This window comes from Streptomyces sp. NBC_01210 (genome assembly GCF_036010325.1).
In the GTDB taxonomy this organism is placed as follows: domain Bacteria; phylum Actinomycetota; class Actinomycetes; order Streptomycetales; family Streptomycetaceae; genus Streptomyces.
This window is the reverse complement of record NZ_CP108549.1, coordinates 161,551-179,213: the sequence shown is the minus strand read 5'-3', so window position 1 is coordinate 179,213 and position 17,663 is coordinate 161,551. Positions and strand designations below refer to the sequence as shown.

The following is a 17,663-nucleotide window of genomic DNA, read 5'->3' as shown; positions in this document are numbered from 1 at the left end:
CCTCCCCGACCGCCTCTCGGACGGCTCAACGAGGCGGCAAGCTCACCGCAACGCAGTCGGAACGGCCCTCACCCGAAGGTGTCCAGATAAGGACATCCTGGGCCGCTACCTGTTCAACATCAAGGCCAGCGGCCCCGGTCAGGATCAAGGCCAGCGGCCCCGGTCAGGGCCTGCGCCCCTTCTGTGTCAGAAGCCGTTGTCATTCCGGACGTGATCGGTGAGTTTCCGCTGTACAGGCATGGTTCCGGTGTCGGCGTGGGAGGGTCCGGACGTCCTGTTCGGTCTCGACGATGCGGAGGCGCCGGTGGCGTCGGTGATGGGTTTGCTGGAAGAGCGGGGAGGCGGTCGCCCGGGTGCGCGTGGAGGAGTTGCAGGCGGAGGCAGACCGGGTTTTGGCCGAATTCGGTGCGGCTGAGATGGTGTTGGAGCGCCGGGTGATCGCTCGGGCGGAGTTGGCCGAGGCCATGGCCGCTGGCGACGATGCCGCGGACGCACCCGCTCCCGGGGTGCAGGACCCGGTGCCGGAGGCCGAAGCGGCCAGGGTTCCGGTCGCAGGGTCTATCTCCTTGACGAGGCCGTTCTTGCGCCACCTGCGGAAAAAGGCATAGACGCGGTCCCAGGCGGGGAAGTCGGCAGGAACGGAGCGCCACTTGACGCCGTTGTCGGTGACGTAGAAGACCGCGTCCAGCATCTGCCGGTGACAGTAGCCCTCCGGCTGACCGCCCCGGCCCTCCAGCCAGGCCGGCACTGGCAGCGCGTCCCGGATCACTGCCCACTGGGCGTCGGTCATGTCCGACGGGTACCGCCGTACCCGCTCCGGCCGGTCGGCTGCGTTCCCGAACCGGTGAGCAAGGCAATCGCACACCGACGGCACCGAGTTGAACCCGAAGGACGAAACCGCGTACCACTGCATCAACAGGACCTCCAGGCTCACGAGTTGGCATCGCAACCCTCGTGCTGCACCGGAGGTCCTGCCTTCATGCGCCCACCCAGCCAAGATCACCCGACCGGGCGTCCCGTTCGATCAGAACCGTCCTCATGATCGATGGAAATACGGCTTCTGAGCGGTGACGGTGACGCCGCTGAACGAAGACTTAGCGTACAGGCTGATGCCGTTGAAACCGGAGAGGGGGTTGGTGATGGTCAGGTATGCTGTTGCCGGAGTCGGCACTCTTTTGTGCGAAGCGGGTATTGGTCGCCCAGGTCTGGCTGTTGTAGTAGAGGTCGGCGTCGCCACTGCCTCCACTGACGCTGATCGTGAGCTGAGCGGTGGCCTGCGGGAATGTAGATGTACATGTACTTGGTCCATTCGACGTTGGACTCGGACAGCCCGCTGCGCTTGCAGTTCATGCCGAGTGCCGCCACGTCGCTGGCGGTGCCGTCGCTTACGGTCGGGGTGCGCCACCGGCGAGGGAAAAGAACTGGGCGTAGGTGTCGACCAGTTGGCCCGAGAAGGCATTCAGGTCGCTCCTGAACTTGCCGTCGGTGTTCCACCTCGCCACCAGGGCGCCTGCCACGTCATCCTGCGTCGTCCAATTACTCCCGGCGGACGGAGGCCGCAGGGACACAACTGTGCCAGACGGATGCACGTACTTCGCGTCGCCGAGGGCGTGGGCGGCGACGGCGTCCCCGAACCCTTCGGTGAATGCGCACTCCGGCGACAGGACCTCCCCGAATCTGTGGCCTTTGGGGCACAAGTTTTTGGAGCTGTCCCACCACTTCCCCTGCGCCTTGTACTGCAGGGAGTGGCCGGCCTCGTGCAGGATGAGATGCTTGGATCTTGTGTCGTCCTCCTTGAGGAACACAGCGTACGTATTGATCGTGTCGAAGAATGGGGCTTGGGCAATGGCCGTTGGCCATACGTACTTCGTGCCGTTCGCCTTGGCAGTTTTACTTGACAGCTCCTTGAACGTGTCCACGATCTTCCAGGCACCCGCCGAGGGCACCATCACGTCGCCCAGGTCCCTGGTGATGGCCGATGCGGATCTTGTTTCAAACGAATAGCCCGTCGCGTACGGGCCAACGTCGGTGACGACGTTCGCGCCATTGCCCCTCGCGAAAAACTGCACCCGCACCTTCGTGAGCGAACTGCCTCGCGCGGGCCTATGACAGGCATTGAAGGAACCGTTGTCGGCGATGGTGCCGCTGGTCAGCTTCTTGTCGGAGCCGTCGTTGCCCCACAGCTCCCACTCGGAGCCTCGAGCAGGATTGGTGGTCGAGCGTCCACCGGCCTCCGCGTCCACGTGCGTGTACTTCAGGGTTCCCGACACACAGAATTCGCTGGCGGCCGACGCATGCGTGACCAGCACCGGCGTCAGGACCGCCGCACCGATGGCGGCGATGCTCACAAGCGCAAGGCGCTTCTTGCTTCTTCGTCTGGATGTCATGATTCACACCTCTTCGGGGTTGAGGTGACCTGTGCGGCCACCATCGACTGGACCCCACGAGACCCGCACGCAGTACATCGGCACGGCGGCTGCCCGCCCCCAGCGAAGGGAACCAGCCAGGAGAAAACAATTTCACATTTCACATGTCAGTCAAGGTTTTCGACTGAACTCCGTCGCCCCGCCCCGATCGGCCCAGCTCGGCCACCCCGAAAACGGCAGACCAAGGGCCGTCACTCGAAGGTAGAGCCCCGAGCCTTGCCCGCGGCCCAGGCGTCTGTGGGCACACGCTGACCGATGCTCGCCACTGTCGCCACGCAAACGGCGACCGCGTCTGTCCCGAAGTCACTGGTTCACCGGCATGAGCGGAGGCTGGCTCTTGGCCGCGATGTGGCTGTCGCTCCTGGCCCGCGCGTATGTGTTGCGCAGGTGTGCTTCGTCGGCAGCGGCAGGCGCTCCAGGTCTTCCTCGGTGAGCGGCACCAGGCTGCCGTCGGGCGTCTCCAAGCCGCGGCCCACTTCCTCGTACAGGATCTCCCGCCCTCGGCACGGCAGAAGCGCCGGTGCTCGACCCGACTGCCGTCGGAGGCGTTGCGGCACCCGGCCGAATCTCGCTCGCTGGGGTCTGGCCGCGGCCCGGGCTGCGTCTCCAGTGCCGTGGGGCCGGTCAGCGGGCCCAGGCGCACAATTGGGCGGCTGCCTCGCGCAGGGTGAGGGTGCCGTTTCGAAGGCCTGTGACCAGTTGGGTCATGCCGCCGACGGGGGGTTTGACGGGCTGGAGCAGCGTGCCCGCCGTCTGCTCTCCGACACCGAAGCGACCGCGATGCATGCGTGCTCGACCCGGACGCGGACCTCGGCCTTGGCACCATCCGGGCGTCTTGCGACCAGCGGTGGGGCTGTTCGGCCGCCGGGGAGCTCCCGCTCGGCGGTTGAAAGGGCATTCAGAAGGAGCGTTGACTGCTCCTTCGACCAAGCCGGGTCGGAGACGCTCATGACCATCTCGGAGAGCGGGTCGGTGGGCGGTGAGGCGCGGTAGACGCCGACCACGTGCAGGTCGAGCTTCTGGGACAGGTCACGGTCGAAGCTACCGTTTCAGTTATGACAGCTACGACGACTGCGGCCTCCGTGCAGGGCGGCTCGCAATGGGTACAGACCGGCCCGCTCTCCTTCAACCACGTTCTCACCACCACCGCACAGCGCATCTCACAGGTGCCGGAACTGACGATTCCCTTTCCTGGGGTGTGGGAGCTCGCCTACCACGTCCGCACCTCGTTCATGTCGGGCAATCAGCGGGCGCTGTGGATCCACACGTGGCTGGGCAAGGACGGCGTGCGCATCGAGGGCAGTGAAGCAACGCACGGCCGCCAGGGCCCGGATTCCGAATCGGTCCAGGACATGGTCGGACAGACGGTTCTGGTCACCTTCCAGGCCGGGGGAAGGTGACGCTCCACGGCCGCTACGCCGGGGAGGGCAACGCGTCCGTGATCAGCAACGGCGACGGACGCAGCTCGGTCGTGGTGCACTGGGTGAGCCCAGGGTTCTGAGCGCCACCATGATCAACCTCACCGGGATTCCCTGTGCGCCATGTGCTCACACCCGGATAAGCCCGCGCGAACCCTTGCCGCCCCCCGGCTGCGGGTTCCGCCGGCATCACATGCCGACGGAACCCGCACCGCCCGGCCACACCTGCCCGGGGGCAGGGCCGGTGCAGCCGCTGACGGGTGGCCCTGTCTGCCCCGGCCGGGGCGTGAGCCGCCTGGTTGCCCTACCGTCCCCGGACGGTGATCCCGTCGGCGTCATCATTCCAGGGCGCGTCGTCTGCATCGCCGGGGGCGACGAGACGGATATAGCGGGCGGTGGTCTCGTTGAAGTTGATGACCTGCAGGGCATCGTTTTCCGGGTCGAACTCTCCCTGGGTGACGGGAAGATCCCAGCCCCACTTTTCGGGGTCCTGGCTGAGGTAGACCGCGTAGTGGCGGATCCGGCCACCGCCGGGGGTGTACGCGATTGCGTTGACGGCTCGGTTACGCTCCCCGAGCTTCAGCTCGAGCACGTGGAGCACCTCCTCGTCATTGTCCCAGTAGGTGTCGGTCCGGTCGTCGGCCGGGGACTGCCCGCTGCTGGGAAGGACAGTGAAGGCGAGTGCGGCATCTGCGTCGACGGACATGCTGGGGTCGCTGATGCTGGGGGCTCCGGTCTCCATGTGGCCGGCGAACCGGCGCAGGAAGCCGTCCGTGGTGTCGGCGGTGGCGGTGAAGTCGTACCAGTCGCCCTGCCCGCCGCCGATGTTGAAGTAGTCGTCGTCGCTCGCGCCTGGAGCGAGGGTGTAGGTCCACGGCCCGGAGTATGTGCCGGCGCGGTAGCGGTTAGCGCGGACGGTGATCACGCACGCTGCGGTGCCGCTGTTCTTCATGTCCAGGTAGACGCGGTGCGAGCCGGGGGCGTAGCGGAGTGCGACCTCGGGGTTGGCCTTGCCGCTGGTGGTGGCCTTGACGTAGTCGCCGGCGAAGCGGCGCAGGAAGCCGTTGGGGCCGTGGACGGTGTAGTCATAGGTGCCGTGCGGGTCTCCGCCGGACCAGTAGTCGTTCACTGTTCGGCCGGCCGACACGGTGTGCCGCCACACATCGTCGCCGCGGAAGTCGAGGGGGAAGGTGTTGGCGTAGATGTGGAAGCTGGCGCCCACACTGCCGGCGTTGACGAAGTCGACACTGATCTTGGTGGGCGTGACTGTGGTGGTGACCGTCAGGTCGTACGGCAGCGGCCGCGCCGGCCGGGTCCCAGGTTCCTGCCACGGCAGAGCCTGCAGATCCGGGATCCGCGGGAGGTATTCATCTTCGTCCGCGTCGTCTGCCGCCTCGACGCGAGCAGCTGTGGCTGTGAGGTCTGGCAGGTCGGGGGCCGTGGTGTCGGTCGAGGAGAAGTCGAACATGGAGGTCAGGTCCCCGCACACCGCGCGCCGCCACGTGGAGATGTTGTCGCAGCGGGCGGACTTGCCGATGGCGGTCGTCCATGTCTCCAGGAATCGCAGGACCGATGTGTGGTCGAAGACCTCGGAGTTGACGAATCCGCCGCGGGTCCAAGGGGAGACCACGATGATCGGCACCCTGAACCCCGGACCGATGGGCACTTCCCCGAAGGGCTCCATCTCATCGTCATCGCTCCACAGCTCGCCAACGAGGGACACCGTGGAGTCGCCGTCACCGTCGGCTGGTGCGGTCGGGGGCGGGACGTGGTCGAAGAAGCCGCCGCCCTCGTCGTAGTGGAGGATGAAGACCGTCTTGGCGGCCACGTCCGGGTTGTCCGCGAGCTTCTGCAGCAGGCGCGCTGTCAAATCCTCACCCGCCGGCGGGTGAGCCGTGGCGTGCTCCGAAACGCCGGAAGGTGTAACGATCCAGGACACCTGGGGGAGGTTGTCGTTCTCCACGTCGTCGCCGAAGGCTTCTACCAGGTCTTCCTGCCAGTCAATCCCCTTGGCGAAGCGCCAGCCTCCCGCACCGGGCGTAACCGGTCCGTCGCGCTCGTCCTTGTCGTCACCGCGTGGTCCGCCGAGCTCCGCGTCCGCGGCGTCCATGAACGTCTTGAAGCTCTCGATCAGGTTGTCGTCGAAATTCGCCACCTCCTGGTAGACCTTCCAGGAGACCCCGGCAACTTCCAGTACCTCGGCGTAGGTGTCCCATGTGAATTCGTCGCCGCTATTGCCCATTTCGGAGTCCTCGCCGACCGACAGTCCGTTGGACCCGGATACGGCCACCAAACGGTTCGGATTGGTCTGCGTGAACGTGGACTGGAAGTAGTTGTCCCCGATCGTGAACGAGTCGGCGAGCGCATGATAGAAGGGCATCTCATTGCGAGTGAAGTAACCCATGCCGTGAGTCAGTTCGGTGACCTCGCCGCCCCCGAGAGGATAGATATCTTGCATCTGATCCGAGCCGCCCTTGTGGGCGGGGCAGTAGCCGTCCATCCGACCCTGGTTCCAGGTGCCGTAGTCTGTCTCCCGGCCCATTCCGGGCCCCTCGACGCCAGCGCCGTTGCCGTTGGTTTCTTCTGCTATGACCAGGTTGAAGGGCAGTTCCCAGCCGTCGTCGTGGTCCGCACACTGCTGGAAGAAGACAGGCAGGTTGCGCTCGACCTGCCGGAGCGCGGTGGGGTCACTGAAGCCCCGCACCCCCTTCATCGTGCCGAAGTAGTGGTCGAAGGACCGGTTCTCCTGCATGAGCATCACCACATGCTTGACATCGGTGATCGTCCCCGACCCCGGAGTCGCCGGCACCACAGCCAGAAGATCCCTGATCACCTTCGGCAGCACCCCGGTCGCGGCAATCGCCGCCGCGGCCCCCGTCACCCCCAGCAGCCGCCTCCGGCTCAGACCCGCCGGCCTGCTCGCGCCGGACGCAAAAGGGGAAAACTCTTCTCTGGCCATGAGGCGTCTTCTCTCTACGTAATGATCATGTCGGCCCGGGCACAAGCCGGGCAGGGCGAAATGCAGGCAGGCCGCAAATCCGGATACGCTACACAGCCCCGAACGCGCCGGAGGCCACCCCATCGGCACGGAAACCGACCGCACCCCACGAGGTGCCGCGACGCTATATACACCGAAACAATTTCAGCAATAGCGAACACGGCCTGTTTGGCTATAGGGGCGATAGCCACCCCCGATATCACCCGGCCCAAGACCCCCGAAAACCAGAGATACGGCTGCGCCGGAAGTAGTCGGCAAGCTGCCGGGAGCGGGCCCTGACCGCCCGACGCAGGGGCCCGCGCCCTGCGGCGCGGCAGACACCCCAGCACCCGGCAGTCCACGCTGCACGCAGCCGCACAAGAGCCGACGCCCCCACTGCGCGGCTCCGGGTTGCGCGCGCCGCGCAGCTCACCGCGATCGCCCCGGACTGGGACTGCCCCCGGCCACTGGACTGGCAACGGCACTACAGGGCCTGGTTGCCGGTTCTCGGTGGCTGTCAGAGGGCCTCGACGGTAAGAAGCCGTATTTCTATCGATCATGAGGACGGTTCTGATCGAACGGGATGCCTGGTCGGGTGATCTTGGCTGGGTGGGCGCATGAAGGCAGGACCTCCGGTGCAGCACGAGGGTTGCGATGCCAACTCGTGAGCCTGGAGGTCCTGTTGATGCAGTGGTACGCGGTTTCGTCCTTCGGGTTCAACTCGGTGCCGTCGGTGTGCGATTGCCTCGCTCACCGGTTCGGGAACGCAGCCGACCGGCCGGAGCGGGTACGGCGGCACCCGTCGGACATAACCGACGCCCAGTGGGCAGTGATCCGGGACGCGCTGCCAGCGCCGGCCTGGCTGGAGGGCCGGGGCGGTCAGCCGGAGGGCTACTGTCACCGGCAGATGCTGGACGCGGTCTTCTACGTCACCGACAACGGCGTCAAGTGGCGCTCCGTTCCTGCCGACTTCCCCGCCTGGGACCGCGTCTATGCCTTTTTCCGCAGGTGGCGCAAGAACGGCCTCGTCAAGGAGCTGCACGACCGGCTGCGCGGCCGGGTCCGCGAGGCCGCAGGCCGCGACTGCGAGCCGACCGCGGCGATCACCGACTCGCAGTCGGTCAAGGGAGCCGCTTCGGTGCCGGCAGCCTCACGCGGTTACGACGGCGGGAAGAAGATCCGAGCGGCAGAAGCACCGGGTGTGCACGAGCTGCGGGGCCAACATCGACGGACGTCGCAAGCAGACCGAGCAGTGCCCGGGCAACCGGGACGACGACGGCGCCGCTGTGCGCCGCCTGCCCAGTAGAGCCGGCTCGTGGTCGCATCCACATTCCTCCGGCACTCCTATTGTCGCCATCCCAGACCCGATGCCATGGTGTGCGTGAGACTGATTGTTCCATGCGCAAGGGGATCAAAAGTATGTAATCCCTTGCACTTATCGCGCAGGAGTGACGTATGAGATGGCATCAGAGACTCGTCGGCTACAGCTCTGCAGTGATACTCGCCGTCGCAGGCCTTGCCGCGACGGGCGCCGGCCCGGCCGACGCGGACGTTGTGGCCGCGAACACCAGCTCGCCCATCGGCGCCAAGCCCATGATGGGATTCAACAACTGGGCACGGTTCACCTGTGAGGCGCAGGCCCGGCTGGACGGTACGCGATCCGGTTACTCTTTCCAGCAGTTCATGCAGGACCAGGCCAAGGCGATGAAGGACACAGGTCTGGTTGACGCCGGGTACAAGAACCTGACGGTCGACGATTGCTGGATGCAACGCACCAGCGTCGGCTACCTGCACGGCGCGGCCAACTGGGGCGGCAGCACACAGCCCGGCTTCGACTGGGAGCTGAATGACTACGCCTCCTACGTGCACAGCCAGGGCATGGACGTCGGCCTGTACAGCACCTCCGGTGTCAACACCTGCCAGGGAGTGCCCGGCGGCGTCATGGGTCACGAGCAGGCGGACGCGAACTCGTTGGCGTACTGGGAAGTCGACTCCCTGAAGGTCGACAACTGCGGAACAGACTTGAGCAACCGCCAGCAGCAGTTCACCGCCATGGCGAACGCGCTGAAGACGGCCACCGCCGGCACGAGCCGCAAGATTCTCTTCAACGAGTCGGCACCCGCGGGCGTGGGACCTTCCTCGGATATCAAGTACGAGACCATGGAATGGGTCCGGACACTCGGACAAATGTGGCGCGTCAGCCCCGATATCGCCGTCCGGCACTCCCCGGTGTCCTCCGCCTGGGACCACCCCCATGGCAACGACTGGTACGAGGGCGGGGTTCTCCAGAACTTCATCGACACTGTCTCCCTGGCCCGTTACAACAGTCCGGGAAACTTTAGTGACGCCGACATGCTGCTGATCGGCGACAACGACCAGCTCACCCTCGCGGAGCAGCGGAGTCAATTCGCCTTGTGGTCGGCTATGGGCTCGCCGCTGATGATCAGCACTGATGTGCGCAAGATGGCGGCCGACCCGGCTGCCTACTCCGCGCAGCTCGGCATTCTCAAGAATTCCGACATTATCGCAGTCGACCAGGACTCGCTCGGTGCCGGCGGATACCTCGCTTCCCGTAACGACAGCTCCACCGTGGCGGGAGTGGATGTCGTCGTCAAACCGCTCGCAGGAGGCGGTCGCGCCGTTGTCATCCTCAACAAGAACGCGTCAAGTACCACCTACAACCTCGACCTAAGCCGGGTCGGCTTCGGCAACCTGTCCTGCTCCCGTACCGCCCGCAACCTCTGGACGCACACCGACGCCACCGTTCAGGGCTCCATCTCCACCACTATTGCCGGCCACGACAACGCTATGTACACCATTGCTCCGGGCAACTGCGGCGAGGCGAGTCCCGTCGGCCAGATCTCTCCGCCCCAGACGAAATTTCAGGCCGCCGTGTACTGCCTGGACGCCTACGGCGGCGCCACCAACGGCACCAAGGTCGGCCTTTACCCCTGCACCGGCAATGGCAACCAACAGTGGAAGCGGCAGAGTAACGGTCTGATCGCCTCGCTCGCCAACACCGGCCTGTGCATCTCCGGCCAAACCACTGGCCTCAAGCTCACCACCTGCAACAGTGGCGACAGTCAGCAGATCTGGTCGTACAACCGCGCAGGCAAGCTCAAAGCCAATGGGCTCTGCATGGACCTCAACGGCAGCCTCGACGACATTGACGCCCTAGTCACCACCTACAGCTGCGGCAGCCACCAGCCCAACCAGACTTGGAGCGCCCCGTTCAGCGCACCGCCTCCCGCGTGACTTCCACCGGGGAAAGAGCGATGAGAGAGTACCCGAGCCGGGTTTTGTGAAGCGACTGTCGTTCGGGTCCGATCCGGTGTGAAGCGGGCGTAGCCCTGGGTTGTTGTGGGAGCTGTCCAGCTGAACTCTCCAACCCGGGCTTCGTCCGCCAACCTGTTCCCGCACAACAGCGTCTCCACTTGGGCCTCGCTTGAGGCCCCCCGCATCCGGCACGTCTTCATCCCGTCGGCGCTTGCCGGCTCAACCTCCAGGAAGGCTGGTGGCGCATCGTCCGCAAAGCCGCCCGCGCAGGACAGTCCTTCGCCGGACCTGCCGAGATCGACCATGCCACCCAGTCGGCAACATCAAAGCTCAACACCCGCGCCAAACCATGGATATGGGGCACGGCGGCGGCCGGGGCCTTCCTGGAACGGGCCGCGGGCGGCTGCCAGTTCGACGAACTCGTCGGCAGTATCTTGCCTCTTGAGGAGACATTCGTCCCGCCGCGGCACGGCAGCGCCCGCACGGATCGAGGCTGCTTCTTCCTACTCATGAAGCGAGTCGTCATGCCTCAGCCCAGTGCCGCTCGCCCCCGGTGGGGGCACGGGCCCTCGCCCACATCGGGTGAGCCTGGAGCGCTGTGCTGAAATGGGTCTTCGCTTGTGGTTTCATTGCTGGCACATACACCGACAGGGGGCAAGGAGAGATGGGGGCACCGCAGGCTCGCTGGAGCGCGCTCTTGGAGCTGCTGACGCGCAACGGGCGTATCGACGTCGAGGCGGCCGCGGAGGAACTCAACGTCTCTACGGCGACGATCCGCCGCGACTTCGACGAGCTCGCCCGGCAGAACATGATCACGCGCACCCACGGTGGTGCCGTGATCAATGCCATCGCCTACGACCTTCCCCTGCGGTACAAGACGGCCCGCCACGCCCCGGAGAAGGAACGCATCGCGCAGGCGGCGGCGGGACTGGTGAAGGCCGGCGCGGTGGTGGGACTCAACGGTGGCACCACGACCACCGAGGTGGCCCGTGCACTCGCCGCGCGCGCCGACCTGCTGGCGAACGGCGACCAGGAGGCGCTTACGGTTGTCACCAATGCCCTGAACATCGCCAACGAGCTTGTCGTACGACGGCATGTGAAGATCGTTGTCACCGGTGGAGTGGCGCGCCCGGCCTCGTACGAACTCATCGGGCCGCTCGCCACCGAGCTGCTGGGACAGCTCACGCTCGACCAGGTCTTCATCGGGGTCGACGGAATGGACGTCACGCATGGCGCGACCGCGCGGAACGAGGGCGAGGCCAGCATCAACCGGGCGCTGACGCAGCAGGCCGAGCGGGTCGTCGTGGTCGCAGACGCATCCAAGCTGACCAAGCGGGCCTTCGCCCGGATCTGCGCCGTGGAGGACGTCGACGTCCTGGTGACGGACAGCGCCGCGCCCGACTCCGTCATCAAGCCCTTCACAGCGGTCGGCGTGGAGGTCATCCGCGCCTGACGGGCGGCCCTGACCAGGGGAGCCGCCCCTCCTGCTGCTCAGGGCACAGCTTTGCTGTGCCCGTTATTGTTTGTATTCCCCTATATCGCGCATATGTGCACGCGAGGCCTCAGGGGTGCGGTGTGTGACGGGTGCCCTGGAAGTGGTGCGTTCCGTGAGCAGGTCTCCTTGACCGGCGGGCCTGTCGTCGCTGACACGGTTCTGGCTTTACTTAACTCTTTGTGGCCTGCCTCCGCATGAGTCTGCGAGCCTTCGCGTCGTCGCGGCCCCGCCCCTTCGCCGCTCAGCACCTCACGCTCATTTTCGGCGCCGCCTCTGAGGCTGGGTTTGCCGAAGCGTGCTCAGTCTGTTGACAGTCTGACGTTGCATGCAAGATTATGCCATCAAAGCTACAAGCTTGCGCATCACCGATCACATCACTGATCGGTGACGTGATCGGTGCCGACTCCTACTAGGTGGGTCGGGCGCGATCCTCTTCATTTTCTGCTTGGGCAGGCCCTGCATCTGCGAGCAAGTTCAAGTAGACCGTGTCAGCCGCTCCCCATCTGCTCGCCCGAGCACTTGTAAGGGGGGCGGTATTGAAGGAGGTAACTGCAGTGAACAGGCGTGTGCTCACCTTTGCGGCGGTCGGTGCGGCTGCTGTACTCACCCTCACGGCGTGCGGCAGCGGCAGCGGCGGCGGCGGCAAGGCGTCCTCGGACGGGTCCGTCACCCTCAAACTCGTCGCCGCCGACTACGGCGACAAGGCCACGAACAGCTCCAAGCTGTACTGGGACGACGTCGTCAAGAGATTCGAGTCGAAGAATCCGAAGATCAAGGTCGATGTCCAGATCGTCAACTGGAACGACATCGACAAGAAGGTCAAGACGATGATCCAGAGCGGCAACGTGCCCGACATCCTGCAGACCGGAGGGTACGCGGACAAGGTTGCCGACCATCTGCTGTACCCGGCCACCGACGTACTCTCCAGCGCCACCCATGCCAACTTCATGGAGACCTTCTCCAAGGCCGGACAGGTCGACGGCGTCCAGTACGGCATCCCGTTCGTCTCCTCGACCCGCGCCTTCTTCTACAACAAGGCGATCTTCGCCAAGGCCGGGATCACCGAAGCCCCGAAGTCATGGGCCGATGTGCAGGCCGCCGCGAAGCGCATCAAGGCGAAGGCCCCCGGCGTCACTCCGTACGCCTTGCCCCTCGGCCCTGAGGAAGCACAGGGCGAAAGCATGATGTGGGAGCTGGGCAACGCCGGGGGGATCACCGACGCCGCCGGCAAGTACGCCCTCGACAGCCAGGCCAACGTCGGCACCTTCAACTGGCTCAGGACCAACCTGGTGGAGCCGGGCCTCACATATGCCAATCCGGCCACCACGGACCGCAAGACGGCCTTCGCGGACTTTGCGGCAGGCAAGACCGCGATGCTGAACGGTCATCCGTCACTGATCCAGATGTCGAAGGACGGCAAGATCGACTACGCCGTCGCCCCGATCCCCGGCCGGTCCGGCTCGCTCAAGTCCGCGCTGGGTGTGGCCGACTGGATGATGGCTTTCAAGAAGAACGGTCACAAGGATCAGATCAAGGAATTCCTGGACTTCGCCTACCTCAAGGAGAACACCAAGAAGTTCGACGAGATGTACAACCTGATGCCGGTGACCACGGACACGCTCAAGGACATGAGCGCCGGCGGGCAGCACAAGGACCTGGAGCCGTTCTTCGCCCTGCTGCCCCAGGCGACCTTCTATCCACTGGGCGACACCAGTTGGGACGCCGTCTCCGCCGAGATAAAGAAGACCATCGGCACCGCTGTCGGCGACGATCCGGCCAAGGTGCTCGGCGCCCTGCAGAAGAAGGCAGAGGACGCCGTCTCCAACGAGTAGGAGTGCCCGCCCCTGCGCCGTGGCTGGTCCGGCGCAGGGGCAGGCCCGGAAGCTGCAGACGGTGGGAGAGAGTCTTCACCGACCACCCCTGCCGCTGCCTCGCATGATCACTTCGCTCGCCGTGCGGCGGTACCGCCGCACACACACGGAAGGCACCAGCCGTGTCCCTCAGCTCTGTCACCACCAAGGCCCGCGGACCACACCGGGGAACCCCAGTGGGCAGGCGATCCGGGCTCAGCAGACTCGGGCCCCTGCCATGGATAGCCCCAGCCGTCCTGCTGATCCTGGCCGTCGTGGTCTGGCCCGTCTACGAGATGGTCCACACATCGTTTCAGCGCATCAGCACCAGCGGATTCGTCCGTGGTTCGGCGGGTCTGGACAAGTACCGAAAGCTGTTCGGCGAGCCCGACCTGAGCCAGGTCCTGGTCTCGACCGTGATCTGGACCGTCGCCGTGGTCGGGCTGACGATGCTCATCTCGCTGGCGCTGGCCCAGCTCTTCAACCAGCAGTTCCCCGGCCGGCGGCTCACCCGCTGGGCACTCATCGCGCCCTGGGCCGCGTCCGTCCTGATGACCGCCATCGGCTTCAAGTGGATGCTCAACCAGACCGCGGGAGTCCTGAACACCGCGATGACCGATCTCGGCCTCATCGGCAGTCCCAAGGACTGGCTCGGTGACCCCGGTACCGCGTGGCCGTGGATGGTATTCGTCGCGGTCTTCGTGTCGCTCCCGTTCACCACCTACACCCTGCTCGCCGGTCTTCAGACGGTTCCCGCCGAGGTGTACGAGGCTGCGAAGGTCGACGGCACCAGCACCTGGCAGACCTACCGCCTGATCACCCTGCCGATGCTGCGCCCCGCCTTCCTGGTCGGCCTGGTCATCAATCTGATCAACGTCTTCAACTCCTTCCCGGTGATCTGGGGCATGACGCAGGGCGGCCCCAGCAGCTCCACCGCAACCTCCACCGTGTTCATGTACCAGCTCAAGGACACCGACATCGGCGAGTCCGCCGCCATGTCCGTCGTCAACTTCGCACTCGTTGTCGTCATGGTGCTCGTATTCCTCAAGGTCAGCCGGTGGAATGAGGAGGAAAGCTGATGTCTCAGCAGATCCCGACGACGCACCGCTCCTCGGACCTCACGCCCGTTTCGGCTCCCGAACGGTCCCGGCGCCCGAAGCCCTTGCCGCAGATACCGGTGTGTCCTCCGAGCCCACGCCTCAGGCTCCGGACGCTGATCGTCGCCGCCACCGCATGGCTGCTGGCCATGCTGTTCCTGCTGCCCTATGCGCAGATGGTCATTACCGCGCTGCGCCCTGCCTCCGAACTGCGCGACCCCACCTACCTGCCGCATCACCTCGCCTGGTCCAACTTCATAGATGTTTGGGGCGAGTCGGCCCTGGGCGGGAACCTCCGGGTCACCCTGCTCGTCGCTGCCGGTTCCACGTTGCTGGTGCTGCTGGTGGCACTGCCCGCCGCGTACTACACCGCGCGGATGAGGTTCCGCGGTCGCAAGATCTTCCTGCTCCTCGTCCTCGTCACCCAGATGTTCCAGCCGACCTCACTGCTGGTGGGCCTGTACCGCGAGTTCTACCAGGTGGACATGCTCAACTCGGTGTGGACGCTGATCCTGTGCAACGCCGCCTTCAATCTGGCGTTCGCCATCTGGATCCTCACCGCCTTCATCGGCTCCATCCCGGTCGAGCTGGAGGAGGCCGCGATGATCGACGGACTCGGCCGGTTTCGCGCGCTCATCAAGGTGACGCTGCCGCTGGCCATGCCCGGTGTGGTGACCGCGGTGATCTTCACGTTCATCGCGGCCTGGAACGAGTTCGTCATGGGACTGACCCTGTCGACCGTTCCCGAGAACCAGCCCCTCACCGTCGGCATCAACAACTTCATCGGCAACTACACCGTCCAGTGGAACTACCTGTTCGCCGGATCGGTTGTCGCCATCGTGCCTGTGGTCGTGCTCTTCGCCGTCATCGAGCGCCATGTCGTCTCGGGACTCACCGCCGGATCGGTGAAGTAGGCGGCACGCACAACCGTGCACGCCGGCAGGCCGTGCCCATGGCACAGCCACCGACCGGTGATCGCCCACCCCCGCCACACCGCCCCGGCAACCCCTGTGTCAGTTGCGCCGGCCGAGCAGTGCCGGTCAGCCCAGCCCCAGCCCTTCGAAGGAGCAGTCGTATGTCGACCCCCACGTCCTCCCGTACATCAGCCGAGATCGCCTCTCAGCCCGATTGCTGGAGACAGGCGGCTGACGTGCTCCCCGAGCACAGCACCGCGTTGCCCCGCCGTGGTGAGCGGGTCGCGGTCGTAGGCTGCGGCACCTCGTGGTTCATGGCGCAGGCGTACGCGGCGCTGCGCGAGGGGGGAGGTCAAGGCGAGACCGACGCGTTCGCGGCGTCGGAATTCCCCCAAGGCCGGGACTACGACCGGATCCTGGCGATCTCCCGCTCGGGAACCACGACCGAAGTGCTCGCCCTCCTCGACCGGACACGTGGTGCGGTACCCACGGTCGCGATCACCGCGGACCCTGCGACGCCGGTGATGACGGCAGCCGACTCCGTCGTGGTCCTGGACTTCGCCGACGAGGACTCGGTGGTCCAGACACGGTTCGCGACGACGGTACTCGCCCTGCTGCGCGCGCATCTGGAAGCCGAGTGCGGACCGCCGGCCGGCGTATCCCCACTCGCAGTGGCCGTCCGTGACGCCGAGTGGGCGCTCGATGAGCCGCTGGCTCCCGAGTGGCCGCGCGCCGAGCAGTTCACCTTCCTCGGCTGTGACTGGACGTACGGACTGGCTCTGGAAGCGGCGCTGAAGATGCGCGAGGCGGCGGGTGCCTGGACAGAGGCGTATCCGGCGATGGAGTACCGCCACGGGCCGATCAGCATAGCCGCGCCAGGACGTGTGGTGTGGGGATTCGGTCGGCTGCCGACGGGGCTGGCGAAGGACGTCGCAGCGGTCGGCGGCACCCTGATTGCCCAGGACCGTGATCCGCTCGCTGAGTTGATCCGCGTCCAGCGCCTGGCGGTTGCGATCGCCGAGTCCCGCGGTCTCGACCCTGACCGTCCCCGCAATCTCACTCGGTCCGTCGTCCTCGAAGATCGTGATGTGTGACCGACATGGCCCGGACGAGTGTGTGGTGGCACTGGACGTCGGGGGCACCGGGATGAAGGGCGCCCTCTTGGACCGCGATCTTCGGCCCATGTACACGGTACGCCGACCGACTCCCCGCAGCGCAGGCCCGGAGGCGGTGGTCAGCGCGATCACCGCGACACTTGAAGAGCTGTCCCGGCAGGCGCGCAGCAGCGGCCTGACGGTACGAAGGGCAGGTGTCGTCGTGCCCGGGATCGTCGACGAGCGCACCTCCCGTGCCATCTGGTCGGGGAACATCGGCTGGCGCGATCTGCCGCTCGCCGACCTCCTGGAGGCACGCAGCGGCCTGCCGGTCACGCTCGGACACGATGTCCGTGCCGGCGGGATCGCCGAGTGCGCTCTGGGAGCTGCTCGCGGGGCCAGGGACATCCTCTTCGTGGCCATCGGCACCGGTGTCTCGGCAGCCCTCATCAGCGACGGCCACCTTGTCGTGGGCGGGGGCTTCGCCGGCGAGTTGGGCCACCTCATCGTCGAGCCGCAGGGCACGCATTGCGTCTGCGGTGCCAGAGGCTGCCTGGAAACCGTGGCATCCGCGACAGCCATCGCCACCGCCTACACTGCCCGGTCCGCCCGCGCCGTTGACGGAGCCAGCGACGTAGCGGCGCTCCTCCTCGACGGGGACGGGGATGCTCTCGCCATCTGGCAGCGTGCCGCGGAGGGGCTCGCGACCGCTTTGTTCATTGCCACGACGATGTTCGGGCCCGAGTTGATCGTGCTCGGGGGAGGCCTCGCCGAAGCAGGGGATCTGCTCCTCGAACCCACCCGGGCTCATCTGGCCGAGCGGCTCACCTTCCAGCGCCCCCCGCGGGTCGTGCGGGCGGGGCTGGGTGACGAGGCCGGATGCGTGGGGGCTGGAGTGTATGCGTGGCAGGCCGTGTGCGGCACTGCCTCGATCCTCCCTCCCCAACTCCCGAGGGCACAGGTGCCGCCCGCGTGATCCTCACCGTCACACTCAACGCCGACCCGGACGTCACCCATGTCGTCGACAGCATGGTTCCCCCTACATCGCATCACATCGCGTCGCGCTCGAGCGGGACGGAGGCAAGGGCGTCAACGCCGCACGGGTGCTCACGGCAG

The 17,663-nt window shown here is 66.0% G+C and carries 12 protein-coding genes; 9 read left to right on the top strand and 3 right to left on the bottom strand.

The genetic code is table 11. The features are described from left to right. Window positions 1-199: 199 nt before the first annotated feature. Entirely contained in the window at window positions 200-790 is a 591-nt protein-coding gene (locus OG735_RS00735) for a transposase (protein WP_327321186.1), read from the bottom strand. Window positions 791-1,385: 595 nt separating this feature from the next. Then, window positions 1,386-2,348, bottom strand: coding sequence for a hypothetical protein (locus OG735_RS00730; protein ID WP_327321185.1), 963 nt, complete (start codon window positions 2,346-2,348; stop codon window positions 1,386-1,388). Between the two features lie 1,133 nt (window positions 2,349-3,481). Here OG735_RS00730 and OG735_RS00725 point away from each other — a divergent pair. Next, window positions 3,482-3,826 (top strand): hypothetical protein, encoded by a 345-nt coding sequence (locus tag OG735_RS00725; RefSeq protein ID WP_327321184.1) that lies wholly within the window; start codon window positions 3,482-3,484, stop codon window positions 3,824-3,826. A 322-nt stretch (window positions 3,827-4,148) separates the two neighbouring features. Here OG735_RS00725 and OG735_RS00720 read toward each other — a convergent pair whose 3' ends face one another. Further along, window positions 4,149-6,803: a phosphocholine-specific phospholipase C gene (locus OG735_RS00720; protein ID WP_327321183.1), complete on the bottom strand. Its 2,655-nt coding sequence runs from the start codon at window positions 6,801-6,803 to the stop codon at window positions 4,149-4,151. 682 nt (window positions 6,804-7,485) lie between these two features. On the opposite strand from OG735_RS00720, the gene OG735_RS00715 reads away from it, so the two are divergent. The 8 genes from OG735_RS00715 to OG735_RS00680 all read left to right on the top strand — a co-directional run bounded on the left by OG735_RS00715 (window position 7,486) and on the right by OG735_RS00680 (window position 17,523). Continuing rightward, the gene (locus OG735_RS00715) at window positions 7,486-8,127 is read left to right on the top strand and encodes a transposase (protein WP_327321182.1); all 642 of its coding nucleotides are present in this window, start codon (window positions 7,486-7,488) and stop codon (window positions 8,125-8,127) included. Between the two features lie 248 nt (window positions 8,128-8,375). After that, window positions 8,376-10,076 (top strand): ricin-type beta-trefoil lectin domain protein, encoded by a 1,701-nt coding sequence (locus OG735_RS00710; protein ID WP_327321181.1) that lies wholly within the window; start codon window positions 8,376-8,378, stop codon window positions 10,074-10,076. A 685-nt stretch (window positions 10,077-10,761) separates the two neighbouring features. After that, window positions 10,762-11,550, top strand: a complete 789-nt coding sequence (locus tag OG735_RS00705) for a DeoR/GlpR family DNA-binding transcription regulator (protein ID WP_327321180.1) — start codon at window positions 10,762-10,764, stop codon at window positions 11,548-11,550. 596 nt (window positions 11,551-12,146) lie between these two features. Continuing rightward, window positions 12,147-13,424 (top strand): extracellular solute-binding protein, encoded by a 1,278-nt coding sequence (locus OG735_RS00700; protein ID WP_327321179.1) that lies wholly within the window; start codon window positions 12,147-12,149, stop codon window positions 13,422-13,424. A 215-nt stretch (window positions 13,425-13,639) separates the two neighbouring features. Then, window positions 13,640-14,521, top strand: coding sequence for a carbohydrate ABC transporter permease (locus tag OG735_RS00695; protein WP_327321178.1), 882 nt, complete (start codon window positions 13,640-13,642; stop codon window positions 14,519-14,521). Further along, window positions 14,521-15,453, top strand: a complete 933-nt coding sequence (locus tag OG735_RS00690; protein WP_327321177.1) for a carbohydrate ABC transporter permease — start codon at window positions 14,521-14,523, stop codon at window positions 15,451-15,453. The genes OG735_RS00695 and OG735_RS00690 overlap by 1 nt, the downstream gene beginning before the upstream one ends. Before the next feature lie 161 nt (window positions 15,454-15,614). Further along, entirely contained in the window at window positions 15,615-16,547 is a 933-nt protein-coding gene (locus OG735_RS00685; RefSeq protein ID WP_327321176.1) for an SIS domain-containing protein, read from the top strand. After that, entirely contained in the window at window positions 16,540-17,523 is a 984-nt protein-coding gene (locus OG735_RS00680) for an ROK family protein (protein WP_327321175.1), read from the top strand. Before OG735_RS00685 ends, OG735_RS00680 begins: the two co-directional genes overlap by 8 nt. The last annotated feature ends 140 nt before the right edge of the window (window positions 17,524-17,663 follow it).

Excerpts from the sequence above, each read along its gene's own strand:
- OG735_RS00735 (WP_327321186.1), bottom strand. The coding sequence starts at position 790 with ATGACCGACGCCCAGTGGGCAGTGATCCGGGACGCGCTGCCAGTGCCG.
- OG735_RS00685 (WP_327321176.1), top strand. The coding sequence starts at position 15,615 with ATGTCGACCCCCACGTCCTCCCGTACATCAGCCGAGATCGCCTCTCAG.
- OG735_RS00725 (WP_327321184.1), top strand. The coding sequence starts at position 3,482 with ATGACAGCTACGACGACTGCGGCCTCCGTGCAGGGCGGCTCGCAATGG.
- OG735_RS00705 (WP_327321180.1), top strand. The coding sequence starts at position 10,762 with ATGGGGGCACCGCAGGCTCGCTGGAGCGCGCTCTTGGAGCTGCTGACG.
- OG735_RS00720 (WP_327321183.1), bottom strand. The coding sequence starts at position 6,803 with ATGGCCAGAGAAGAGTTTTCCCCTTTTGCGTCCGGCGCGAGCAGGCCG.
- OG735_RS00680 (WP_327321175.1), top strand. The coding sequence starts at position 16,540 with ATGTGTGACCGACATGGCCCGGACGAGTGTGTGGTGGCACTGGACGTC.
- OG735_RS00690 (WP_327321177.1), top strand. The coding sequence starts at position 14,521 with ATGTCTCAGCAGATCCCGACGACGCACCGCTCCTCGGACCTCACGCCC.